Here is a 23,898-nt window from a genome sequence, read left to right as displayed (position 1 = left end):
AGTCGTCCTAGAGTCCGAAGAATCTCCAGGACCCACTGAGAACCGAAACTACCACCGGAAGCGCCGCAAGGCCGGTTCCCACCACCATCACCAGCCAGTCCCGGCCGGCAAGGCGGGACGGCCGCGCCCATGTGCGTTGCCCACCGCCCGGTGGGGTTCGCCCGAAACCGCGCGCCTCCATCGCCGTGGCCAGCTTGCCCCCGCGCCGCAGGGCTAGCACCAAGAGCCCGAAGGACATGGTGATGAGGTGCTTGATGCGGCCCTCGTCGGTCAGCCCACGCGCGCGCCGCGCCATGGCCAGGTACTGCCAATCGGATTTGAACAACGTCATCATGCGCACCCCGGCCACCGCACCGATGACGAAGCGGGAAGGTAGCTTGAGGATCTGCGAGAGGGCGTCGCCCAACTCCGTCGGGTCAATATCCCGCGCCAGCACCACCATGGGCAGCGCCACCGCCAGCACGCGCATCGTAATGGCGATGGCCAGCTCCATCGAGTTGTCCGTAACCGTGATCAGCCACCAGCTGAAGTACTCCCGCCCGCCCGGTGCGCCGTAAAGCAGCATCGAAATGCCGGACAACGGAGCGATAAGAAAAAGGAACCAGCCAGCTTTAAACAGGCGCGGCCACGACACCCCGCACAGGGGCGCAAAAACTAAAGTCATGGCCAAGGACACTGCCGCAGAGACCCAATCCACGGAGAGCAACAGCGGGCTCACCCACACGAACATGAGGAAAATTCGGGTCAGCGGGTTCACGCCGTGCAGTAAACCTGCACGGCCAGCACGATCGGCGCGACCAGCGCCGTCTGCGTTCGCCGACGACGTAGTTGTCTCAGCCACGGCTCACCTCCACTCGGTGGTCACCCAATGCGGAGATGAACAACGGATCGTGGGTCACCGACGCAATCGTCGTCCCCTCATCCGCCATGCGCCGCAGCAACCACACCAACTCGGTGAAGGTGTGGGGGTCTTGGCCGAAGGTGGGTTCGTCGAGAAGCAGCACCTCCGGCGCCGTGACCAACGCAGTGGCCACCGACAACCGGCGCTTCTCCCCACCGGAGAGCGTAAACGGATTGGCGTTGAGCACATGCCCCAGGCGTAGTGCCTCCACGAGTTCCGCGATGCGCCCCTCTGGCACCTCGCGGTGCATGACACGGGGTGCTACGCGCAGCTCCTCTGCCACCGTGCGGGCGACGAATTGGTGCTCGGGGTTCTGGAAGACGAAGCCAATGCGGTCCGCCAATTCCCGGGACTTCCACGTCAACGGCGAGCCTTTCAGCCCCCGCCGCACGTACTCTGCCACACCAATCTCCCCGGCCACTGCTGGAAGCAACCCCGCCACCGTCATCAGCCACGTGGTCTTGCCCGCACCATTCGGCCCGGTAATCACCGTGGACATCCCCCGGGGCAGCGCGTAGCTGCGCGGCGGCCCGAAACGGGTGACCAGGTCCGTGCTCCACAGCGCCGCCGATTCGGGTGCTCTTCCAGTGCTGCTTGGCGACGTCCCGCCAGCATCCCGCGCCCGCGGCAAACCGCTGATAGAGCGCGAAGCAACAACAGCCTCCACGGGACCGTCGGCGACGATGCGCCCATCCTTCAGCTCAATCGCACGGTCAAGCACACCCCTCCACGCCGCGTGCTGGTGTTCCACCACGATAAGGGTGGCCCCGGTGCGCTCCACCATGGTGGATACGGCCTCGATGACCTCGCGCGCACCCTCCGGGTCGAGGTTCGCCGTCGGCTCATCAAGCAACACCATGCCCGCACCCATCGCGATGACACCGGCTAAGGCCAAGCGTTGCTTCTGCCCTCCGGAGAGACGCTCCGTGGGAAAAGACAAATCCACATACGGCCCCACCATCGATAGCGCCGCAGTTACCCGCTGCCAAATCTCCTCGCGCGGATAGGCCAAATTCTCGCAGCCAAAGGCAACGTCATCGCCCACACGCGCGGCAATCACCTGGGAGTCTGGGTCCTGCAGCACCAACCCCACCGGAATCGTGCTCCCGGGCGGCTCGACGTGACCGGAGGAATCCTCAAGAAGAATTTCTCCGACGCGGGTACCTTCATCATCCCCACCAAGCACGCCCGCAATCGCCGCCAGCAGCGTGGATTTCCCGGAACCGGAATCCCCACACAGCAGCACCTTCTCCCCCGGCGATACAACCAAGTCAATATCCGCTAGCGCCGGCGCACGCCTGCCCGCATGCGTCCAGCCATAGCCGCGGGCCACAAGCTTCGTGGCCCCAGCACTACCCACATCAGCCATCAGAACCAGCCATCACAGTCAGCAACGCCAACCAACCTCAGTCAACGATCGACAAACAACAAACAACGCGAAACAAGCAGCAAGCAACGAGCAAATAGCCTCAAGCAATACTCGTTTAAGCACTGTGTAGTTCGCGGCCGACCGCAAAGCGGTCCAGCGCACCAGTCTTCGCAAGAGCCTTAACCACGAAATAGCCCACGGCACCCGCCAACACAGCACCGGATATGCTCAGCGTTACCAGGTAGATGATGTTGAACTGCAGAGTCTTACCCAGGTTTCCGGAAGTAAACAGCTCCAGCACAAACGCGCCCCAGCCCGCAGCCATGCCGCCGAGCATCGCAATGCCCAGACCAAAGCGGCGGTACAGGAAGATAGCCAGGACAATCTCGACACCAATACCCTGAGCAATACCGGAGTACACGGTGCTCGGACCCCACTGGGAGCCCAGCACCGCAGACACAATGGCCGCCAACAACTCCACATAAAGTGCCGCACCCGGCTTGCGGATAATCAGGCCGCCAACTACGCCACCAATCAACCAAATACCGGTGGCGATGCCGCCTAGACCCGGGGTGAGGGCATCCATGGCCTGGAACCAGGCGTAGCCCACCGTATTCCATGCCAGGAACACAATTCCGCAGGCCACACCCAGCACGGACGCCACCACGATGTCAACGACGCGCCAGTTCAAACTGCGCGGGGCTACACCATTCGCAGTTTCGCTGCTATTAACAAATCCACCATGAGATACAGAGTTCATGATCCCTCCCTTTCGCCGGCATTATCCGGATCAGGTTCGACGGTTCGCCGCTACTCAGCGGCATCTCAGCCTCCCCAGCCAATCCATGCACAACCCAATAAGACAAAAGAAATGGAATCGGGTTAAGCGCAATCAAGGCAAACAAGGAAGCACCCGTGACGATGTGTAATTGGAAGCCGCCAGCGCCAAAAGAGCACCAGCTAAGCACGCTCAAAAAGCACTGTCAGCTTAGCAAGGAGGACCTCACAAGAGCACATCTACCTCTGCTTCAAACAAAAGAGAAACACCACCGGGCCACTCAGAAGAAAACGAATGTACCCCGTCGCGTCCTCTGACCTACGCGACGGGGTACGTGCACACCGGCTTTAAAAGCCAGCGGCCATGAGCCTCCACTCGTACAGCTTAAAGAAAGGAGAAAATTCGGTAGAGACCCAAGACGATGGGCATTAACAAATAGTGTTTCGGAAATATCGAACAAGCACTATCTAGAAATGAACTTTCAAACAGTACCAGCCGAAAAAGCTTGACTGCAAAGTCTCACTTCATCAACTCTCAAGTCGGGTAGGAGGTTAACGCACCTCCCAGGGTGGTGTTCGCGGACGACACCCGTCCCTGTACTTTGATTGCTTAGAGACACCTGCACCCAGAGCACAAGCATCAACACTAAGCCCCATAGCCAGAGCACCAGCATCAATCAACGCTACAGAGCCAGCAGCCTGCTGGTGGTCGCCACCAAAGCGCTTCAAATCGGCATCGCTATCAGCCATGCCACCAGCTAGCGGCCTACCGAACGTACCAATCTTCTTTTGTGAAGATGATGACCTTCGAGACCTCACTTTAAGTTTTATAGAACGCCGACCGCACCGTCATGGCGAGTAGGTAGGACACCGGCGCCACGGTCACGACGGTAACGAGGAACTGAATAACTTCGGCGCGGAATTGGATCGCGGCATCACCGGGAGCGAGGTCGCGGGTGACGAAGGTGGCGATTCCAGTGACTAGCACAGCAGCGGCGCCAGCGAGTGCCCCGCTGAGAATAGTGAAGCGCGTGTATTTGAAGGCGAAAAAGGCCGCTTCCATGGCCAAGCCCGTCGCGATAATTGTTGGCCACCCCAACTGATCAAAGCTCCCAACCAACGCACGGCACAAAATAACGGTCATGACATAGCCCACGAAGGCCGCACCCGGCTTGCGGGTGGTCAAGGCCGCGCACAGAGCACCCATAAACTGCAGCACCCATAAGGCAGAGAGTAGAACCATCAGATTCTCCCAACTGAGGGGCATATCCTCCCCCTCTGCCACTCGTTGAAAAATCGCTGCTTTTCCCCACAGCAGCAATGCGCCCATGAGCGAGAAACCCATGACAACAAGGGCGTCAATCCCAGTCCATGCCTTACAGCGTTCGGCAGTCGCGCGCGAGGATGAAGTCGAATCGTGGACTTTCTTGTTGGGCTGGGTCATGGATACGGCCCTTCTTGCTTGGAGTACGAGGTCGATTGAGGCTGGTCTAGTAACGCTGTTGTTGGCTATGCCGTTGGCGCTATTCTAAGCAAAGCCAAATAATCCCGCATACCAAAAAGACCCGCACCTCTTCCCCACCATTGTCTGGCGGGTGAAGTGCGGGTCTGTGGTTTCCCTCGGTAATAAAGGGCTAAGGACTAGAACCTAGAACGTGTAGTCCTCCTCCAGCGGGACGGAAGCACCGGTGAACTCACCGAAGCCATCGTCGCCGTAGATGGAATCACCGTAGGTCGGGATGGAGTACGCAGCATTGCGTGCAGCCTCAGTAGGCTTCACGCTGATGTTGCGGTAGCGGGAGATACCCGTACCGGCCGGGATCAGCTTACCGATGATGACGTTCTCCTTCAGACCAATGAGCTGATCCGAGCGCTTGTTAATAGCGGCGTCGGTAAGCACGCGCGTGGTCTCCTGGAAGGAGGCCGCCGACAGCCAGGACTCCGTAGCCAGGGAGGCCTTGGTAATACCCATGATCTCACTGCGCAACTGAGCCGGCTGGCCACCCTCAGCGACCTGAGCCGCGTTGACCTGCTTGGCCTCAGAGAGGTCAATGAGGTTGCCCGGCAGCAGGTCGGTGGTACCAGCGTCGATGACGGTACCGCGACGCAGCATCTGGCGGATGATGATCTCGATGTGCTTGTCGTGGATGGCCACACCCTGTGCACGGTAGACGGCCTGGACCTCGTCGATGAGGTGCTTTTCCACGCCACGGCGGCCGAGGACCTCCAGCACGTCGTGCGGGTCAGCCGCACCACGCATGAGGCGGTCACCGGTGCTGACGTGGTCGCCATCGCGCAGGGAGCGCTCAATCATCGCATCCGGGTTGGACTCCATCGGGCGGCGGACCTGAGCCAGGCCCTGGCGCTTCGACAGCTTCTCGTAAACGACGTTGTCGGAGCCATCATCCGGGGTGATGGTCAGGGTCCAGAAGTTGCCCTCATCCGACAGGGAGACGGTGCCGTCGACGGAGGCGATAGGAGCACGGTTCTTCGGGTTACGGGCCTCGAAGAGCTCCTGAACACGCGGCAGACCACCGGTAATATCGCCACCGACACCACCCTGGTGGAAGGTACGCATGGTCAGCTGGGTACCCGGCTCACCAATGGACTGCGCGGCCACGATGCCGACGGCTTCGCCGATATCGACCAGCTGGCCGGAGGCCATGGACTTGCCGTAGCACTTGGCACAGACACCGGCCGGGGTCTGGCAGGTCAGCACGGAGCGGACCTTGATTTCCAGAACACCAGCGTTGACGATCGTGCGGCTGAGTTCCTCAGTCAGGTCGGTGCCTGCCTCAGCGATGACCTCGCCGTTTTCATCCTTGACGTCGTTAGCCACGACGCGGCCGGAGGCGGAGGTCTCCCACAGCTCGTGCAGGTCGTAGGAGCCAGGGGCAACCTCGACGCCGAGCGGGACGCGCACGCCCTGGCGGGTGCCACAGTCCTCCTCGCGGACGATGACGTCCTGCGCCACGTCCACCAGACGACGGGTGAGGTAGCCGGAGTCAGCGGTACGCAGAGCGGTATCCGCCAGACCCTTACGGGAACCGTGCGAGTTGTTGAAGTACTCCAGAACCGACAGGCCCTCGCGGAAGGAGGTCTTAATCGGACGGGTGATGTAGTCACCCTTGGAGTTCACAACCATGCCCTTCATGCCGGCCAGGGTCCAGATCTGACGCATGTTACCGGCAGCACCGGACTTCACGATCATCGGAATCGGGTTGTCGTCGGGGTACATCTCCTCGACGGCGTTACCCACGGTGTCCGTGGCATCCTTCCACAGCTCCACCAGGCGGTCGTAGCGCTCGCGCTCGGTCAGGGCACCCTGCTCCCAGTACTTGCGCTCAATGCGCTCTGCTTCCTTCTCATAAGACTCGAGAACCTCGGTCTTGTTCGGCAGAACCAGAACGTCGTGCATGGTGATGGTCACGCCGGAACGGGTGGACCAGTAGAAGCCCGCGTCCTTCATCTTGTCCAGAACCTGGGCAACGGTGATCATCGGGTACTTCGCGGCGAGGTCATTAATGACGTCACCCAGCAGCATCTTGTTGCCGGCGCCGCCCTTACGGACCATGACGCCCTCAAGGTACGGGTAGTTCCACGGCAGCAGGTCATTGAACATGATGCGGCCCAGGGTGGTCTCAGCGAGCCAAGCCTGACCCTTCTGCCAACCATCCGGGAACTGCTCTGCCTCAATGTCTGATGGCGGACGCAGGTGAGAGATGCGCACCTTGATCGGGGCCTGCAGGCCCAGGACACCGCGGTCACGAGCCATGATGGCCTCCGCGTAGGAGGAGTACACGCCCTGCTCCGGACGGTCTTCGGTGGCGGGCTGGTAACGACCCTCACCGCCGATCTCGTCCTCGGCCTTGTCCATGGTGAGGTAGTACAGGCCGGTAACCATATCGAGGCGCGGCATAGCCAGCGGCTTACCGGAAGCCGGGGACAGAATGTTGTTGGAAGCCAACATCAGCACACGTGCCTCAGCCTGTGCCTCGGCGGACAGGGGCAGGTGGACTGCCATCTGGTCACCGTCGAAGTCAGCGTTGAAAGCCTCACAAGCCAACGGGTGCAGCTGAATGGCCTTACCCTCGACGAGCTTCGGCTCGAAGGCCTGGATACCCAGGCGGTGCAGGGTAGGTGCGCGGTTCAGCATCACCGGGTGCTCGGAAATGGCCTCTTCGAGGACGTCCCACACCTCGGAGCGCTGGCGCTCCACCATGCGCTTAGCGGACTTGATGTTTTGCGCGTAGTCGTTTTCCACCAGCCGCTTCATGACGAAGGGCTTAAACAGCTCCAGTGCCATGAGCTTCGGCAGACCACACTCGTGCAGCTTGAGCTGCGGACCAACGATAATCACGGAACGACCGGAGTAGTCCACGCGCTTACCCAGCAGGTTCTGGCGGAAGCGGCCCTGCTTACCCTTGAGCAGGTCAGACAGGGACTTCAGCGGGCGGTTACCCGGGCCGGTGACCGGACGGCCGCGACGGCCGTTGTCGAAGAGCGCGTCAACGGACTCCTGCAGCATGCGCTTCTCGTTGTTCACGATGATCTCGGGAGCACCGAGGTCGATCATGCGCTTGAGGCGGTTGTTGCGGTTGATCACGCGACGGTAGAGGTCGTTGAGGTCGGAGGTAGCGAAGCGGCCACCGTCCAGCTGCACCATCGGGCGCAGCTCCGGCGGGATCACCGGGATAGCATCCAGGACCATACCGGCCGGGTCATTGCCCGAGCGCAGGAAGGCTGCAACAACCTTCAGGCGCTTGAGGGCACGCATCTTCTTCTGGCCCTTGCCGTTGTTAATGATCTCCTTGAGCTCCTCGGCCTCAGCCTCGAGGTCGAAGTTGCGGATCAGGGTCTGGATAGCCTCAGCACCCATGCCGCCGGTGAAGTAATCCTCGTAGCGGTCAACCAGCTCTTCGTAGATGGTCTCATCGATGATCATCTGCTTCGGAGCCAGCTTGATGAAGGTATTCCAGATTTCATCGAGGCGAGCAACCTCGCGCTCACCGCGCTCGCGGATGTGCTGCATCTCCTTGTCGGCAGCGTTCTGGACCTTGCGGCGGGCGTCGGCCTTAGCGCCGGCGGCCTCCAGCTCGGCCAGATCCTGCTCGAGCTTGGCAGCGCGCTCAGCGATCTCTGCCTCGACGTCATCCTCCACGTCCTTCTTCTCCAGCAGCATTTCTGCTTCCAGAGTGGACTGGTCATTGTGGCGAGCTTCCTCGTCCACGGAGGTGATGATGTTGGCGGCGAAGTAGATGATGCGCTCAAGGTCCTTCGGAGCCAGGTCCAGCAGGTAGCCCAGGCGGGAAGGAACGCCCTTGAAGTACCAGATGTGGGTAACCGGCGCGGCCAGCTCGATGTGGCCCATGCGCTCACGGCGCACCTTGGACTTGGTCACCTCGACGCCACAGCGCTCACAGATGATGCCCTTGTAGCGCACGCGCTTGTACTTACCGCAGGCACACTCCCAGTCACGGGTCGGGCCGAAGATGCGCTCACAGAAGAGGCCGTCCTTCTCCGGCTTGAGGGTGCGGTAATTAATGGTTTCGGGTTTCTTGACCTCGCCCTTGGACCAGCGACGGATGTCCTCTGCGGTGGCCAGCCCGATGCGGAGCTCGTCGAAGAGATTTACGTCAAACACGTAATGTCTCCCTTTCATCCCCCGTCAGGGGGGGAAGTTGATGGCTTTGAATGTAGGTGGTGTTTCGTTATGCCCGCCGCTGTTGATAGGCGGCGGACCAAGAAGCTAGGCGATGTCTGCGTCGGATCGCTCGTCGCGGGACAGGTTAATGCCCAGGGACGGAGCGCCGTCCATGTCGTCATCGTCGGAGCCGGACAGTTCCATCGGGGTGCCGTCGGTGGAGAGAACCTCCACGTTCAGGCAGAGGGACTGCAGCTCCTTGAGGAGGACCTTGAAGGACTCCGGAATACCCGGATCCGGGATGTTGTCACCCTTGACAATGGCCTCGTAGACCTTGACGCGGCCGACCACGTCATCGGACTTGATGGTCAACAGCTCCTGCAGGGTGTAGGCAGCGCCGTATGCCTGCATTGCCCACACCTCCATCTCACCGAAGCGCTGGCCACCGAACTGTGCCTTACCACCCAGCGGCTGCTGGGTAATCATGGAGTACGGACCGGTGGAGCGGGCGTGAATCTTCTCGTCGACGAGGTGGTGCAGCTTGAGCATGTACATGTAACCGACGGAAACCGGGTACAGGTAAGGCTCGCCGGAGCGGCCGTCGAAGAGGCGGGCCTTGCCGTGCTCATCCACCATGACGTCACCATCGCGGTTCGGCTTGGAGGAAGCCAGCAGGCGAGAGATCTCCTCGTTGGTGGCACCGTCGAAGACCGGGGTTGCGGTGAGCGACTCCGGCGGGACGTCGTACAGCTCTTCCGGAAGGGTCTTGAGCAGCTCGGCGTTGGCCGGGTCCTCGGTGTCGATCTTCCAACCGGCGTGTGCCAGCCAGCCGAGGTGAACCTCGAGAACCTGGCCGATGTTCATACGACGCGGCACACCGTGGGTGTTGAGGATGATGTCCACCGGGGTGCCATCCTCCATGAACGGCATATCCTCCGGCGGGAGGATCTTGCCCACAACGCCCTTGTTACCGTGGCGGCCGGCGAGCTTATCGCCGTCCTGGATCTTGCGCTTCTGAGCCACGTAGACGCGGATCATCTCGTTGACGCCCGGGGCCAGATCGTCATCATCCTCGCGGGAGAAGCGGGAAACGCCGATGACCTTACCGGTCTCACCGTGCGGCACCTTCATGGAGGTATCGCGAACCTCGCGGGCCTTCTCACCAAAGATGGCGCGCAGCAGGCGCTCCTCCGGAGTCAGCTCGGTCTCACCCTTCGGGGTGACCTTACCAACGAGGATATCGCCCGCGCGGACGTCAGCACCGATGCGGACGATGCCGCGCTCGTCGAGGTCACGCAGAACGTCATCGGAGACGTTCGGGATCTCGCGGGTGATCTCCTCCGGGCCCAGCTTGGTATCGCGAGCATCGATCTCGTGCTCTTCGATGTGGATCGAGGTGAGGATGTCTTCCTCCACGATGCGCTGGTTGAGGATGATGGCATCCTCGTAGTTGTGGCCTTCCCACGGCATGAAGGCAACCAGCAGGTTGCGGCCGAGGGACATCTCACCGTTGTGGGTACCGGGGCCGTCGGCAAGCACCTGGCCTGCCTCCACACGGTCACCCAGGGAGACCAGCGGAGTCTGGTTGTAGTTGGTGTTCTGGTTGGTGCGCTCGAACTTGCGCAGCATGTAAGTATCGCGCTGGCCCTCGTCATCCATGATGGTGATGAGGTCCGCGGTGACGTTCTCGACCACACCCGCCTTCGGGGTGATGATGAGGTCACCAGCATCGTAGGCAGCGCGCTGCTCCATACCGGTGCCCACGTACGGGGCCTCGGAGCGAACCAGCGGCACGGCCTGGCGCTGCATGTTCGCGCCCATGAGCGCACGGTTAGCATCGTCGTGCTCGAGGAACGGAATCATGGCGGTTGCCACGGAGACCATCTGGCGCGGGGACACGTCAACGTAGTCCACGCCGGAGGCGTCGGTCACACCGATATCGCCATCCTTGAGGCGGACCTCGATGCGGTCGCCGGTCAAGGTGCCGTCGGCATCCTTCTCAACCTCAGCCTGCGCGATAGCGAAGCGATCCTCTTCATCGGCGGTGAGGTACTCCACCTGGTCGGTGACTTTGCCGTCCACAACCTTGCGGTACGGGGTCTCAATGAAGCCAAAAGCGTTCACACGGGCGTAGGAAGCCAGCGAACCGATCAGGCCAATGTTCGGGCCTTCCGGCGTCTCAATCGGGCACATGCGGCCGTAGTGCGAAGCGTGAACGTCTCGCACCTCAATGCCGGCGCGCTCACGGGACAGACCGCCCGGGCCCAGCGCGGACAGGCGGCGCTTGTGGGTCAGGCCGGACAGGGAGTTGTTCTGGTCCATGAACTGCGAGAGCTGGGAGGTACCGAAGAACTCGCGGATAGCAGCAGAAACCGGACGGACGTTGATCAGGGAAGTCGGGGTAATCGACTCGGCGTCCTGGGTGGTCATGCGCTCGCGGACGACGCGCTCCATGCGGGACAGGCCCACGCGGACCTGGTTCTGGATGAGCTCGCCGACGGTGCGCAGACGACGGTTACCGAAGTGGTCGATGTCGTCGGTGTGGATGGAGATCATCTCACCGTTCGGGGCCTTCATCTCACGCTCGCCGGCGTGCAGGCGCACGAGGTACTCGAGGGTGACAGCGATGTCTTCCTCGGTCAGGGTCATCAGACCATCGTGGTCTCCGCCCAGGCCGAGCTTGCGGTTGACCTTGTAGCGGCCCACCTTGGCCAGGTCATAGCGCTTGGCGCGGAAGAAGGAGTTATCCAGCAGTGCCTGTGCGAGGTCACGCGTGGGCTGCTCGCCTGGGCGCTGCTTGCGGTAGATCTCCAGCAGAGCCTCATCGGTGTTGGCCACGCCATCGGACTCGAGGGTGGACATCATGAGCTCGGAGAAACCGAAGCGCTCCTTGATCTGCTCCTCGGTCCAACCCAGGGCCTTAAGAAGCACGGTGACCGGCTGGCGGCGCTTACGGTCGATGCGCACGCCGACGGTGTCGCGCTTGTCGACGTCAAACTCGAGCCACGCACCGCGGGAAGGAATGACCTTCACGGAGTGCAGCGGGCGCTCGGTGGACTTGTCGATGGTCTGGTCGAAGTAGACACCCGGGGAACGCACGAGCTGCGAGACGATAACGCGCTCGGTGCCGTTGACGATGAAGGTGCCCTTCTCGGTCATCATCGGGAAATCACCGATGAAGACGGTCTGGGACTTAATCTCCTGGGTGTCGTTGTTGATAAATTCTGCGGTGACGTACAGTGGCGCCGAGTAGTTGATGTCTTTCTCTTTGCACTCGTCCACGGTGTTCTTCACCGGCTCGAAGCGAGGCTCCGACAGGGACAGGGACATGTTGCCCGAGTAATCCTGGATCGGAGAAAGCTCCTCGAGAATATCCTCAAGGCCGCTCGTCACGCGTGCGTCTTCGCCGCGCTCTGCCTGCTCGCGCTCGCGCCACTCGGGGGTGCCGATGAGCCACGCGTAAGAATCGAGTTGTAGATCGAGGAGGCCCGGGACGGCGATAGGCTCGCTGATTTTAGCGAAGGAGTATCGCTTCGGGGCTCCAGGGATGTTGGCCACTGACTTGGTCTGGCGGGAGACTGCCAAGATGGGTCCTTCCAGTACCTCTGGCGGATTGCGGCCCCACCCTGGCCGGTGAGGTGCAAAACCGCTGGTAGATTTAGCATTCGGTCTGCTGTGGAATGACTGGGTTTAGAATGCACAAAATCACCTTGTCAAGTCGGTTTTACCATCACCGCTCGAAAGGCTAAATGTGCACTAAAGATCCAGATTCCAGCGCAACGAAATAGCCTATAGCATAATGGCGGCCTTGTAAAGGCGAAACGCGCCCACGGCGTGTCGCTACGTAGATCCGCACGCGCGGGCCCCTAGCACGCGCAGCTAGCGGGAGTGGCGGCTAGTGGGACGTCGGAAAGCGCCTAGCGCCCCAAGCAACACCAGAAGCGCACCGATTCCGATGCCGCCCCAGCGCACCCACTGCCCCACAGCACTCCGCGGGAAGCGCTCGGCCTGCTGGAGCAGCTCCGCGCGGGATTCCTCAGAAGTCGCACCATTGAAGGCGAACTGCACCTCACGCTCGTTACCCTCGCGGTCGGCCCAGTAGTCCTTGATATCGACGTCCATGCCCACGACGAGTCCGGTGGCTTGATCCACGTAGAGGTCCCGGGTTGCGGCGTGGAAGAGGTAGCCCTGCTCGGTGGAGCCATCCTCGTTGCTCAGCGTGGTCGTCGTGCTGCCAGCATAGAGGGTAGCCACGTTGGTGGGCTCAATCTCCTGGCGGTAGCGGTAGACCGTGCGGCCGTCGATGTCGAGGGATTCTTCGAAGACGGCGTCGGCCGCCTTGCGCAGCACCGGGTCAAAGACCGGGTAGGTAGTCTGCTCGGCATCGGCGGGCAGCTTCAGCCAGTAGCCCTCGACGGGCACCTCCGCCGTGGGCGAGCCCATGGTGTGGGAGAGCGCCGCCGGGCCCGTGGCCTCACCGCTGAGGCGGTCAACGGGATAATTCCACACGCGGGCAAAGCTTAAGTCCTCCACGTTGCCCGTGCCGCCGCGGATGGCGGACTCCCCCACTCGCAGCGTCGCCGTCTCCTTGTCTGCTGGGTCCTGGATGTCCAGGTTGAGCTGATAAGTCATCGGCCCCTCATACTGCGTAACGCCCTCCGCGGATAGCTCCTGCGCGGTAGCATTGTCATCCTGCAAAGTCCACGTCGTGTCCTCGATATCCAACGGCAGGCGCGGACTAAAGCTCAAGAAGCTCGACGCCGTCAGGCCGGCCGCGATCAGCGCAACGCCGAGGCCGAGCAGGAGGACGGAGAAGATGCGGGACTTGGGCAGCATGGTGGCTTATCCTACCGATTCGTTTGCTCAAAACACATTTCCCCGGAGGGTGCGTTTCACATTTACGCGGCATTGACGGGGGGCTAGAGGAGTGTTAAATAACCTAAACTAAGTGCTCCAGCTCACATTCAAGATCGCATCATGGGATTGGCAGTAATCAATGAAGAATGACCCCCAACGCAAGAACAGAGACTTCGGCCTCTACCTATGGTCAGACCTCGTGGCTCAGATAGCCGGGGTAGGAGCCGGGCTTGCTATTCCGGTGGTCACTCTACGCTTGAGCGATAGCCTTACCCTTGCCGGCCTGTATGGAACCATCACCGGAATAGCTGCACTGGCAGGCGGCATCATCGGCGGTTCTCTTGCGGATATGTGGCGCCGCAAGCCACTCATCATTGTGACCAACGCGCTGGCTGGGGTACTCAACCTCGCGTTAGCGGGCCTCATTCTATCCGGAAGCTTCTCCCCCATCGTCTTCGGTGCGCTACTCGGGAGCATGATGCTCTTTTACCGAATAGGCCAAGCTTGCTCCGACCCTTGCCTGCCCCAGCTCGTTGAAGAAGAACAGCTCGCCGCCAAACAAGGGCTCATCCAAGCGCGCCTGCAATTTGCGGGACTGATCGGCCCCACCGTGGGCGGTGCACTTCTAGAAGTCAATCTGGCACTGCCCTTTGTGTTTGTAGGCTTGGCGAATTTCCTCACCATTGTTTTCTTCCTGTTCATCAGGGCTGGCCTAGACCCCGCAAAGAAGGCAGAGAACAAGCTCCTACGCACAACGAAGGAAGGCTTAGCCATCGTGGCTCGCTCGCCCCTGCTGCGCGGGCTCATTGCCATGCAAACACTGTCGAACTGCGCAATTAACGGCTCACTGTTCATGGCCGTCCTCATACTGGAGGAGGGGAACAACCCTGGATGGGTAACGGGACTAGCCCGCACGTCCATCGGCCTCATCGGGATTGTGGGTGCTTTGTCGACGGGTTGGCTGCAGAAGAAGTTCTCCTTCGCAGCCCTTCAGGTAGGCACGTGTGTCTGGGTTGCTGCATCAATCGCCTGTGGCGCCCTGCTCAGCCCCAGCCTGTTGATGATCATCCCGCTAGGACTATCCGTTCTTACAGCCCCAGCCGCCGGCGCGGTAACCTATGCCGCACTCCACAGGCTTATGGCAGAAGAAACATTTGGCCGAGTCACCAATATCCAAATGAGCACCGTCGTCTCACTCTCCAGTGTGTGGTCGACCCCTCTAGCCGCATTGTCTCATCGCTGGACCTTGACCACTGGATTGTGGGCCAATGCGGTCGCCGGGTTCCTCGCTATCGGGCCCGCCCTCATCTTTGTGCGCCGAGCCGATCGCGCCCTTGCACAAGCAGACGCGAAGGAGAAAGAGGACTCCCCTAGCCACTCATAAGCGTAAGTCAACTGTTTCTACGAGTGCGAGTCGGCTTCTTCTTTGTGATTCCGCGGAACGATGGCGCTGACATCAGTGGTCTGGCGAGCTTTCCACAGATCGTATTCCTCTTGGAGTCCGAGCCAGAACTCCGCGGAGTTCCCAAAGTAGGCCGACAAACGCAAAGCCATATCGGCACTGATACCGAGCGCACCACGGGTAATTTTGGAAACTTGGGAACGGGTAGTGCCAATGTCGTTGGCCAGGCGATACTGGGTAATACCGCAGGGTTTGAGGAATTCTAGGAGAAGTACCTCTCCAGGGTGCGGAACGGGAACAACATCAACATGAGAATGCGCGTCAGTGGTAGTCGATAAAGTCAACGTCAACAGCTCCTTCGGGTGTCCACTTGAATATGATGCGCTACTGCGAGTGCATAATTCAAGGCCGTCGGGCCTTACAAAACGGGAACAACCCCGCACCGCAGGAAAGCGGAACGGGGTTGTTGGCGCGCAGCGAATGTGCCGCGCAGGAAAGCTGAGTAATTCAGGTGAATTACTTGAGCTCGACGGAAGCGCCAGCCTCTTCGAGCTTAGCCTTAGCAGCGTCAGCGTCGTCCTTGGAAGCACCCTCGAGGATAGCCTTCGGAGCACCCTCAACGAGCTCCTTAGCTTCCTTCAGGCCCAGGCCGGAGACGATCTCGCGGACAGCCTTAATAACGCCGATCTTCTTAGCGCCAGCGTCGGTCAGAACGACGTCGAACTCGGTCTTCTCTTCCTCAGCGGCACCGCCGGCAGCCGGGGCACCAGCAGCAACAGCAGCAACCGGAGCAGCGGCCTCAACGTCGAAGACCTCCTCGAACTCCTTGACGAACTCGGAGAGCTCGATGAGGGTCATTTCCTTGAAAGCTTCAATGAGCTCGTCCTTGGTGAGCTTAGCCATGATTGGCATCCTTTCTCATTGTTCCTGGCCGCACTAGGCAGCCAGATAAGTGTGTGTGTTTAAGTTGTGCGCCTGTAATTGGCGTCTTAAGCTTCCGCAGCCTTCTTGTCCTGCAGGGCCGCAGCGGTGCGGACCATCTTGGTTGCAGGAGCGTTGAATACGGCGGCAGCCTTTGCCATAGAACCCTTCATGGCGCCAGCCAGCTTTGCGAGGGTGGTCTCGCGGTTGTCCAGCTTGGCGATGGCCTCAACCTGGTCGGCAGACAGAGCGTTGCCGTCCATGTAGCCACCCTTGATAACGAGTGCCTTGTTGTCATCAGCGAACTTGGTGATGACCTTCGCAGCATCCACTGCCTCGCCCTTGATGAACGCAATAGCGGTCGGGCCAGTCAGGTGCTCGTCAAGACCCTCGATGCCAGCTTCGTTGGCAGCGATCTTGAAAAGGGTGTTCTTGGCGACGGAGTACTCAACGTCAAAGCCGAGGTTGTTACGCAGCTCCTGGAGCTGACCCACGGTCAGGCCACGGTACTCGGTAAGCACGATGGAGTTTGCACCCTCGAGCTTCTCCTTCAGTGCCGCCAGGTCTGCGGTGTTCTTCGGGTTTGCCATTTTCTACTTCGCCTCCTTTCGAAACATCTCTTGTGTTTTCCGCCGGGGCCTCCCCTACTCCGCTTGCCCGATGGACAACCGAAATAACAAAAGCCCCGTGCAAGAGCACAGGGCGCGCGCGGAAATCCGCGCTTATTCGCAAAGTGTCTCCTGCGTGGGCCGCCCTCTAGGATGAGGAACCTTCGATCCGGATATCCGGATGACCGACGGTCTTCGGTGAACTTTGACTCGGCCTCAGCGGGCCGTTCAAACTTCGCTAGGTACTTTACAACCCGACCTGCCTTAACTCCAAATCGCTCCGCTGAGAGCTTTCGACGCGGGTTCCTGTATGAACGTTGTCAGTCGCTGAGCACTCCGCGCGGAACGATGACGGGGGCGTCGCTGCGTGGGTCGTCCCAGATCTCGACGTCGATGCCATAGGCTGCGGCCAGCACTTCTTTCCGCAACGCCTGGCGGGGTGTTCCCTGCGCGATGACTTCGCCGTTGTTCATGACCACCATGGTGTCGGAGTACTGCCCGGCCAGCATGAGATCATGCAGCACGACGACGACCGTTTTCCCAGCGTCGGCTTGCTTGCGCACGAGCTGCAGAACGCTGATGGCATGGGCTGGATCGAGGAAGGTTGTAGGTTCGTCGAGAAGCAGCACTGGCGTGTCCTGCGCCAAGGCCAGCGCGAGCCACACCCTCTGGCGCTGGCCGCCCGAGAGTGCTGCGATGTCACGGTCGATGAAGTCCGTAATGCTAGTCTCCACGCAGGCCTGCGCGATGATGTCGCGGTCCTTCGTGGACAGTCCCCGACCACGGCCCAGGTGCGGGTAGCGGCCGCGCGCGACGAGCTCGCCCACCCGCAGCCCATCCGGCGCCGTCGGCTGCTGCGGAAGAAGCGCCACGTGGGCAGCTGCTTCCTTCGGGCTCATGGCGTGCACGTCCAACTCGCCGATGTGCACGCTCCCCTGCCGCGGGCGAAGAATCTTAGACAAGGTCTTCAACAACGTGGACTTGCCGCAGCCATTAGGCCCGATAAGCGTGGTGATTTCGCCCGGGCGTGCCACCAAGTCAACACCCGACAGGATGTCTTCCCCGTCCTTATATCCGGCATAAATACCGGTGGCCGTAATTTCTCTGTCTTTCACTAGCTCTTATCCTCTCCGCCGTGCGGCATTCCACACCAAGATGACCAGGGCACATCCTCCGATAATGGAGGAGACAGCACCCACCGGAGCGTCCATCGGCAACGCTCCAGCAATGACAGCGCACACGCTCAACAAGGCGGCGCCTGCAGCACAGGAGACCAGCGGCACAGGCGTGGGTGTGCGGGCAACAATACGCCCCACATGCGGGGCCAGAAGTGCAATGAAACCAATGGGACCGGCCACGGATACGGTCACCGCGCAGATGCCCGTAGCTGCCACCAGCAGCAACGCGCGTGTTCGCGTGATGTTGACCCCGAGGGAAAGGGCTGAGAGATCATCATGCGCAAGAAGCGGTAGCTCCCGAGCACACCACAGGCCAAGAACTACGAAAGGCGTCAACCCCAGGAGCAGGGGAACAATGACCTCCATCCGCACGAAACCCGTGGTTCCCGCCAGCCACAGCTGGGATTGCGCCGCGCGGAGGAGCTCGGCTGCGCGTAAGAGATACGCCACCAGCGCTTGGAACAGCAGGGAGAGCGCGATTCCGACGATGACGATGCGGTTGCTCGTGCCGATTCCCCCCAGCGCCACCAGCAGGATGGCCGCTAGCACCGCGCCCAGCAGCGCGAGTCCGGCTCGCCACCAGAACATGGATAGTCCGTCGGCAAGCAACGGCCGGGAGAATACCGTTCCGAGGACCACCATGACGGACGCGCCACCAGTCACACCCAGAATGTCAGGCGAGGCCAGCGGATTGCGCGACATGGATTGCGTCCACGACCCCGCCAGTCCGAGCGCGGCACCTACGATGAGGGTCGCTAGAGCTACCGGCATGCGCAGGTCCCAGACAACGCGGATTTCGCTTCGGCTGCCGCCACCGTTGAGGATCTCTAGGACTCGCCCCGGACTCAAGGCCACAGGGCCTTGGCCTAAAAGGAGGACATAGGAGGTTGCTGCGACCAGAACAAAGAAGCAGGTCGCCGCCCATATCCATGTCCGGCGCTGCCGCTCCTGGGAACGCAGTTGCTTGGCGACGTCCCCCTTCACCCGCCCACTCATAGTTTATGCTCCCCACGGTGTACGGCCCAGATGAGAAATGGTGCGCCCACAAAGGCCAAGACGATGGACATCTCCAACTCAGAGGGGCCCGCGATGAGGCGACCCAGAATATCCGCAGCGAGTACGGAGCAACCACCGAGCAATGCGGCCGGGGCAATCATCGCGGTAACTTCTGGCCCCGTGAACCGGCGCAGCAGATGGGGGATGGCGAATCCGACGAAGGCAATGGGCCCCGTCGCTGCGGTAGCGCATCCCGCTAGGACAACGATGCTCAAGGCAGCGCCGCGCCGCGCCAGCGTGGGAGAACCGCCTAGAGCAACCGAGGATTCCTCCCCCATTGCCAGAAGATCGAGCGGGCGCGCCACACGTGCGGCGATGAAAAACCCGATGAGCAATCCGGCACCTGCGATGGCGACATCCTCTGGGCCGCGCCCGAACGTGGATCCGATGGTCCACCGGCGCATGCTGTCAAGGACATCCGTGGAGTACAGGCCGATCAGCATGGCGCCAGAGCTCAAGGCAGCAGCAACTCCCGCGCCGACTAGGACCAGCGTCAGGGGATCCTGAAACCGCCGGGACACACCCAGCACTAATGCTGTGGCCAGGCCGGCGCCTACGAGAGCGAGCGCGGTCCGCATCCCGGTTGAGGTGGCGACGCCTAGCGCCGTCCCGAGGGCAACCAGGAACGAGGCCCCCGCGGTGATACCGATGAAGCCCGGATCAGCCAAGGGGTTTCTAGTCCAGGACTGAGCGATAACACCCGATACCGCGATGGCCGCTCCCGCGAAGTAGGCAACGAACGTGCGGGGGATACGCAAATCCCACACGATGTTCTCGATATCTGCTTCGCCTCCGTGGAGGAGGGCAGACACCAGATCCGGCAACGGAATAGCCCTCGAGCCAACCGCCAATGAGCACAGCAAAAGGAGGAAGGTCGACACAACCAGGGCCGTGGTGAGCAGTGCGCGGCTTCTCCCCCGCGAATCCAGTGCGTCTGCCTTGCCACGGCGTTGCGGGTACGCAACGCCGTGGATAGCGTCAGCCTTCCTCGGTAGTGCGAGCACTTAGAGCTGCTCTTCGAACTTGTTGACGGCCCACGGGATCGTCAGCGGGTTCGGCACGCTCATCGCATTGCCGGTGTCCGTGTCGAGGTAGCGGACGCGTCCATCCTTGACCACGTCCAGGCCTTGGAATGTGGAATCCTTCTTCAGCTCATCGACCGCACCGTTGTAATCCAAGACGAACAGATAGTCCACATTGTTGAGCTGGGAGTAGTTTTCCGGGGCATAGTCCACGAAGAAGCTGGAACCATCACCCTGCAGTTCCTTGGGGATCTCAAAGCCGAGGTCTTCGATGAACTGGCCACGGCCGTCTTCTGCCGTGTAGAGGCCCAGCTTCCCGTCATAGGGCATGAGGATGGCTGCGCGCTTGCCCTGCAGCTCCGGGTGGGAGTCCTTGAACTGCTCAAAGGCGCCCTCTGCTTGGTCAATGAGCTTCTCCCCCTCCTCTTCCTTATCCAAGGCAGAGGCGATGGTCTTGACTTGCTCATCCCAGGGGATCTGCCAGTCCTCGAAACCTTCGGGCTTCACGGTCAGCGGGGCGATATCCTCGAGGGATTTCTTCGCCTCCTGATCCACTGCCTGGTTCACGGCGATGATCTGTGTGGGGTCCGAGGCAGTGACCTGCTCTAGAACCTCGGCCGTGAAACCGGAGGCGGTGTTATAGATCACCTCGGGCTGGGCATCTCCCAAAAGCTCCTTCGCCCATGGGCCAACTCCGGAGGGATCACCATCCCCTTTCGCACCCCAGGGGCCACAGCAACCGGAGTGATTCCGAGTGCCAGCACGGTATCGGCATCACCGAGCCCCAGGCTGGCAACGCGCACCTCCTCAGCACTGTCCGCACCCGCGCTGTCCTCGCCACTTCCGCGGGAGCACCCCGCTAAAGCAATCGCTGCCGCTGAGACAATAGCGAGCACGGTTTTCGCGCGCCGGTGGATAGCAACCATGGAATAAACCTTTCCTTCAACGGGAGCGAGCATGCAAGCATTCGCACCCCTAACTTATTTGAGGCTAGCCTAACCTGTACGTTATGATGGTTTCAAATTTGACCTCTACCTAGGATCAATTCCCTTGACGCATCACCGCTTATTGCCCGTCACCCTCACCGGGAACACCCGCCTCAAGCCGCGGCTGCACCGTTTAACTTTTCACTCGCCGGCTTTTAGTGACTACCCCTTAGCCGGGCCTGACGAGTATTTTGGGCTCCTCATGCCCCAAGACGAGCAGGATTTTTCGCCCTTCCCGGTCGACGATACCAATGTTCGTGCCGCCGTCACCCGATTGCCCGACGACATTCGCCCAGCATTGCGCTGGTACACAATTCGCAAGCTCAACCAAGAAGCGTGCACCATCGATGTCGACGTGGTGACCCATGGCGATAATGGCCCGGGCTCACGCTGGATCCTCAATGCCCAACCCGGGGATACCGCCGGAATATATACCGGGCAAGCACTGTGGCAGGCCCCTAGGAAGTCACAACTGTTACTCGCAGATGCCTCTGCCCTACCGGCGCTGTGGCACATCCTCGAGCACTACGAAGCCTTCTCACCGGAAACCTTGGGTGCAGTCGACGTCGTTGCCATGATCACAGACGACGCTGAAGTTGAAGACGGCTTGGAGGAGACGTGGCGCGGCAAGGTCCGCTCACTCACCATGGTCCTGGCTCCACATGACGAACACTGCACACGCGCCAGACAACTTCTCGGCTCCCGTTTCACCGCGGATACAGCGCCGGATTCGGTGTGGGTATCCGGCGAAGGGGACCTGGCCAAAGCAGTGCGCTCGATAGCCGTGCATGACTGGGGTGTGCCGCGCGAAGACGTCATCTGGTCCGTGTACTGGATGAAGGGCAAGCCGCGGCCTTAAAGCGGACTTCGCACGCATCTAATCCTTTTAACCGGCAGCGGATAGCCGGTGAATAACTCGGTGCGCTGCCACATGGTTCCCATCAGAAGGTTCCCATCAGAAGGTTTCCGTCAGGAGGTTTCCGTCAGGAGGTTTCAGTCAGAAGGTTCACCTGCCCCCAAACGAACCTTCTTCGCTCCTCCATATGGTTTGTTTGCCCCCAAGAAAACCTTTTGACTAGAACCATCTACATCCAGCGTCCGCGTTTGCCCTAGGCCTGATGCATCTCCGCTTAAGTCCACGGCGTGGAGTACCTGACTTGGGTTACACAGTACAACGCGGGCCCCGGTGAAATCCGGAACCCGCGTTGTAAGGGGTCTTGTTTATCAGGCGGTTTCTCACGCCGCCCGCCCTGCAAGACTCAGGGTGTTCTCTCTATCTCTCATGCGCCTCTCTCAAACGCACAAGAATTAGTATGCGGCATCTTCCTTGAAAGCCCATCGAACCTGCCTGTGTTTTACCTGTCAATGAAACCCAGCCGCTTAACCTGCATATACGAGGGCTTTCCGATTGAGGCCATGGTCGGATGAACAACGTCATTCCTACCCCTGCTACCTAGTGTTATTCGGCGGTGAGATGGGATACTTCCGTACTAAATTGACCTAAGTCAGGAGGGCGTCCCGCAAAAGGCATCTGACAACAGGCATCTGGTAAAAGGCATCTTTGGGTCTAAAAACGCCATCTGCAATGAGAAAAAGGCGTTTTTAGCCGTGAAAACGCCTTATGACTGATGCCTTTTACCAGACGCCTTTTGTCCGATGCCTCCAGCACGTCGATGGAAGCACGCAGACGTTGCGAATTACAAGAGGAACAAAGAATGTAATCCGTTTCGCGAAGATACGTGTAGTGCTCTGCAGTCAAGCCCACGTGAAGCCAAGCCCACATGAAGCATAGGAAAAGGCCCCGGCTCACGAATGAGCCGAGGCCTTTACTCCGTTAACACAGACATCAATTAGTCGGTGTAGTTCTTCTCCACGGAAGCATCGACCGGGATGCCCGGGCCGGTGGTGGTGGACATGGTGATCTTCTTAGCGTAGACACCCTTAGCGGAGGACGGCTTCAGGCGAATGATCTCGTCGTACAGCGCGCCGTAGTTCTCAGCCAGCTTCTCAGCATCGAAGGAAGCCTTGCCGATGATGGCGTGCAGGTTGGAAGCCTTGTCCACGCGGAAGGAAATCTTACCGCCCTTGACGTCAGCAACAGCCTTGGTCACATCGGCGGTCACGGTGCCGGTCTTCGGGTTCGGCATGAGACCACGCGGGCCCAGGACGCGAGCAACGCGGCCAACCTTGGCCATCTGATCCGGGGTAGCGATAGCAACGTCGAAGTCGATGTTGCCCTCGTTGATGGCAGCGATCAGCTCTTCGGTGCCCACGATGTCGGCGCCAGCAGCCTTAGCGGCCTCAGCGTTGTCACCCTCAGCGAAGACGGCCACGCGGACGTCCTTACCGGTGCCGTGCGGGAGGGAGACGGTGCCACGAACCAGCTGGTCAGCCTTACGCGGGTCAACGCCCAGGCGGAAGACAACGTCGACAGTAGCGTCGAAGTTCTTGGAGGAGGTCTCCTTGGCCAGCTTGGCGGCCTCGATCGGACGGTACTGACGGGAGCGGTCTACCAGCTCAGCGGCAGCCTTGTATGCCTTGGACTTGGTGCTCATAAGTGCAATTCCTTTTCTTGGATTGATGTGGTGTTAGCGGGCCGAAGCTGGCCCTGCCACGCGCGACACAGAACGTATCGCGCATTAAATCGAATTTTTACTTAGCCGGGACGCCGTCAACGGTGATGCCCATGGAGCGAGCGGTACCAGCGATGATGCGGGCGCCGTTCTCGATGTCACGAGCGTTGAGGTCCTCGAACTTGGTCTGTGCAATCTCCTTGCACTGATCCCAGGTCACGGAGCCAACCTTGTCGGTGTGCGGAACGCCAGAGCCCTTCTTGATGCCAGCAGCCTTGAGCAGGAGCTTCGCTGCCGGCGGGGTCTTCAGCTTGAAGTCGAAGGAGCGGTCCTCGTAGACGGTGATCTCCACCGGCACGACGTTGCCGCGCTGGGACTCGGTCGCAGCGTTGTAGGCCTTGCAGAACTCCATGATGTTGACGCCGTGGGCACCGAGTGCCGGGCCGACCGGCGGAGCCGGGTTAGCAGCGCCTGCCTCGATCTGGAGCTTGATCAGGCCAGTGACCTTCTTCTTGGGAGCCATCGAATTACCTCTTTCCTGTGGTACCGGAGTGCCGCCACGATGAATAACAGCGCCCCGTCCGGATGCTCACGCATTGTGGGC

General features: G+C 60.6%; 17 protein-coding genes, 1 pseudogene and 1 riboswitch. Of the genes and pseudogenes, 2 read left to right on the top strand and 16 right to left on the bottom strand.

Going from position 1 to position 23,898, the window contains the following annotated elements; genetic code table 11:
• Nucleotides 1-7: 7 nt before the first annotated feature.
• From HMPREF2526_RS11535 to HMPREF2526_RS11505, 7 genes are all read right to left on the bottom strand, one after another.
• On the bottom strand, nt 8-730 hold the full coding sequence (locus tag HMPREF2526_RS11535) for an energy-coupling factor transporter transmembrane component T family protein (protein WP_046648510.1): 723 nt from the start codon (nt 728-730) through the stop codon (nt 8-10).
• A 103-nt stretch (nt 731-833) separates the two neighbouring features.
• Nucleotides 834-2,270 (bottom strand): ABC transporter ATP-binding protein, encoded by a 1,437-nt coding sequence (locus HMPREF2526_RS11530; protein ID WP_070547325.1) that lies wholly within the window; start codon nt 2,268-2,270, stop codon nt 834-836.
• 115 nt (nt 2,271-2,385) lie between these two features.
• Nucleotides 2,386-3,030 (bottom strand): ECF transporter S component, encoded by a 645-nt coding sequence (locus HMPREF2526_RS11525; protein WP_070547324.1) that lies wholly within the window; start codon nt 3,028-3,030, stop codon nt 2,386-2,388.
• Nucleotides 3,018-3,197: riboswitch (TPP riboswitch) on the bottom strand. It overlaps the preceding gene by 13 nt.
• A gap of 670 nt (nt 3,198-3,867) precedes the next feature.
• Complete coding sequence (locus HMPREF2526_RS11520) at nt 3,868-4,491, bottom strand: ECF transporter S component (protein WP_070547323.1); 624 nt, start codon at nt 4,489-4,491, stop codon at nt 3,868-3,870.
• A 204-nt stretch (nt 4,492-4,695) separates the two neighbouring features.
• Nucleotides 4,696-8,691, bottom strand: coding sequence for a DNA-directed RNA polymerase subunit beta' (locus tag HMPREF2526_RS11515; protein ID WP_070547322.1), 3,996 nt, complete (start codon nt 8,689-8,691; stop codon nt 4,696-4,698).
• A gap of 105 nt (nt 8,692-8,796) precedes the next feature.
• Nucleotides 8,797-12,276 (bottom strand): DNA-directed RNA polymerase subunit beta, encoded by a 3,480-nt coding sequence (locus HMPREF2526_RS11510; RefSeq protein WP_070547321.1) that lies wholly within the window; start codon nt 12,274-12,276, stop codon nt 8,797-8,799.
• A gap of 294 nt (nt 12,277-12,570) precedes the next feature.
• A complete protein-coding gene (locus HMPREF2526_RS11505; RefSeq protein ID WP_046647759.1) occupies nt 12,571-13,527 on the bottom strand; it encodes a cell envelope lipid trafficking protein PgfA in 957 nt (318 codons plus the stop codon).
• A 160-nt stretch (nt 13,528-13,687) separates the two neighbouring features.
• Between HMPREF2526_RS11505 and HMPREF2526_RS11500 the strand changes: the two genes are divergently transcribed.
• Nucleotides 13,688-14,932, top strand: a complete 1,245-nt coding sequence (locus HMPREF2526_RS11500; RefSeq protein WP_070547320.1) for an MFS transporter — start codon at nt 13,688-13,690, stop codon at nt 14,930-14,932.
• A 17-nt stretch (nt 14,933-14,949) separates the two neighbouring features.
• Here the strand turns inward: HMPREF2526_RS11500 and HMPREF2526_RS11495 are convergent, their stop codons facing one another.
• From HMPREF2526_RS11495 to HMPREF2526_RS11465, 7 genes and pseudogenes are all read right to left on the bottom strand, one after another.
• Nucleotides 14,950-15,294 carry a HigA family addiction module antitoxin gene (locus tag HMPREF2526_RS11495; RefSeq protein WP_371326152.1) on the bottom strand — a complete coding sequence of 115 codons (345 nt, stop codon included), beginning with the start codon at nt 15,292-15,294 and terminating at the stop codon, nt 14,950-14,952.
• A 172-nt stretch (nt 15,295-15,466) separates the two neighbouring features.
• Complete coding sequence (rplL, locus tag HMPREF2526_RS11490; RefSeq protein WP_046647762.1) at nt 15,467-15,853, bottom strand: 50S ribosomal protein L7/L12; 387 nt, start codon at nt 15,851-15,853, stop codon at nt 15,467-15,469.
• A gap of 86 nt (nt 15,854-15,939) precedes the next feature.
• Nucleotides 15,940-16,461: a 50S ribosomal protein L10 gene (gene rplJ, locus HMPREF2526_RS11485; protein ID WP_010189711.1), complete on the bottom strand. Its 522-nt coding sequence runs from the start codon at nt 16,459-16,461 to the stop codon at nt 15,940-15,942.
• Nucleotides 16,462-16,799: 338 nt separating this feature from the next.
• The gene (locus HMPREF2526_RS11480; RefSeq protein ID WP_046647763.1) at nt 16,800-17,594 is read right to left on the bottom strand and encodes an ABC transporter ATP-binding protein; all 795 of its coding nucleotides are present in this window, start codon (nt 17,592-17,594) and stop codon (nt 16,800-16,802) included.
• A gap of 6 nt (nt 17,595-17,600) precedes the next feature.
• Nucleotides 17,601-18,653 carry a FecCD family ABC transporter permease gene (locus HMPREF2526_RS11475; RefSeq protein ID WP_046647764.1) on the bottom strand — a complete coding sequence of 351 codons (1,053 nt, stop codon included), beginning with the start codon at nt 18,651-18,653 and terminating at the stop codon, nt 17,601-17,603.
• Nucleotides 18,650-19,717, bottom strand: a complete 1,068-nt coding sequence (locus HMPREF2526_RS11470) for a FecCD family ABC transporter permease (protein ID WP_082254433.1) — start codon at nt 19,715-19,717, stop codon at nt 18,650-18,652. Before HMPREF2526_RS11470 ends, HMPREF2526_RS11475 begins: the two co-directional genes overlap by 4 nt.
• A pseudogene (locus HMPREF2526_RS11465) lies at nt 19,718-20,661 on the bottom strand (ABC transporter substrate-binding protein).
• Nucleotides 20,662-20,785: 124 nt separating this feature from the next.
• Between HMPREF2526_RS11465 and HMPREF2526_RS11460 the strand changes: the two are divergent.
• Nucleotides 20,786-21,580, top strand: a complete 795-nt coding sequence (locus HMPREF2526_RS11460; protein WP_046647766.1) for a siderophore-interacting protein — start codon at nt 20,786-20,788, stop codon at nt 21,578-21,580.
• A gap of 991 nt (nt 21,581-22,571) precedes the next feature.
• Here the strand turns inward: HMPREF2526_RS11460 and rplA are convergent.
• On the bottom strand, nt 22,572-23,276 hold the full coding sequence (rplA, locus tag HMPREF2526_RS11455; RefSeq protein WP_046647767.1) for a 50S ribosomal protein L1: 705 nt from the start codon (nt 23,274-23,276) through the stop codon (nt 22,572-22,574).
• A gap of 97 nt (nt 23,277-23,373) precedes the next feature.
• On the bottom strand, nt 23,374-23,817 hold the full coding sequence (rplK, locus tag HMPREF2526_RS11450; RefSeq protein WP_010189723.1) for a 50S ribosomal protein L11: 444 nt from the start codon (nt 23,815-23,817) through the stop codon (nt 23,374-23,376).
• Nucleotides 23,818-23,898 lie beyond the last annotated feature (81 nt).

Source organism: Corynebacterium sp. HMSC070E08 (assembly GCF_001808895.1).
Lineage (GTDB): Bacteria > Actinomycetota > Actinomycetes > Mycobacteriales > Mycobacteriaceae > Corynebacterium > Corynebacterium hiratae.
This window is presented reverse-complemented; position numbering and strand designations above follow the sequence as displayed.

Coding starts and splice junctions, on each gene's coding strand:
- HMPREF2526_RS11535 (WP_046648510.1), bottom strand. CDS start 730: ATGTTCGTGTGGGTGAGCCCGCTGTTGCTCTCCGTGGATTGGGTCTCT.
- HMPREF2526_RS11530 (WP_070547325.1), bottom strand. CDS start 2,270: ATGGCTGATGTGGGTAGTGCTGGGGCCACGAAGCTTGTGGCCCGCGGC.
- HMPREF2526_RS11525 (WP_070547324.1), bottom strand. CDS start 3,030: ATGAACTCTGTATCTCATGGTGGATTTGTTAATAGCAGCGAAACTGCG.
- HMPREF2526_RS11520 (WP_070547323.1), bottom strand. CDS start 4,491: ATGACCCAGCCCAACAAGAAAGTCCACGATTCGACTTCATCCTCGCGC.
- HMPREF2526_RS11505 (WP_046647759.1), bottom strand. CDS start 13,527: ATGCTGCCCAAGTCCCGCATCTTCTCCGTCCTCCTGCTCGGCCTCGGC.
- HMPREF2526_RS11500 (WP_070547320.1), top strand. CDS start 13,688: ATGAAGAATGACCCCCAACGCAAGAACAGAGACTTCGGCCTCTACCTA.
- rplL (WP_046647762.1), bottom strand. CDS start 15,853: ATGGCTAAGCTCACCAAGGACGAGCTCATTGAAGCTTTCAAGGAAATG.
- rplJ (WP_010189711.1), bottom strand. CDS start 16,461: ATGGCAAACCCGAAGAACACCGCAGACCTGGCGGCACTGAAGGAGAAG.
- HMPREF2526_RS11475 (WP_046647764.1), bottom strand. CDS start 18,653: ATGAGTGGGCGGGTGAAGGGGGACGTCGCCAAGCAACTGCGTTCCCAG.
- rplA (WP_046647767.1), bottom strand. CDS start 23,276: ATGAGCACCAAGTCCAAGGCATACAAGGCTGCCGCTGAGCTGGTAGAC.
- rplK (WP_010189723.1), bottom strand. CDS start 23,817: ATGGCTCCCAAGAAGAAGGTCACTGGCCTGATCAAGCTCCAGATCGAG.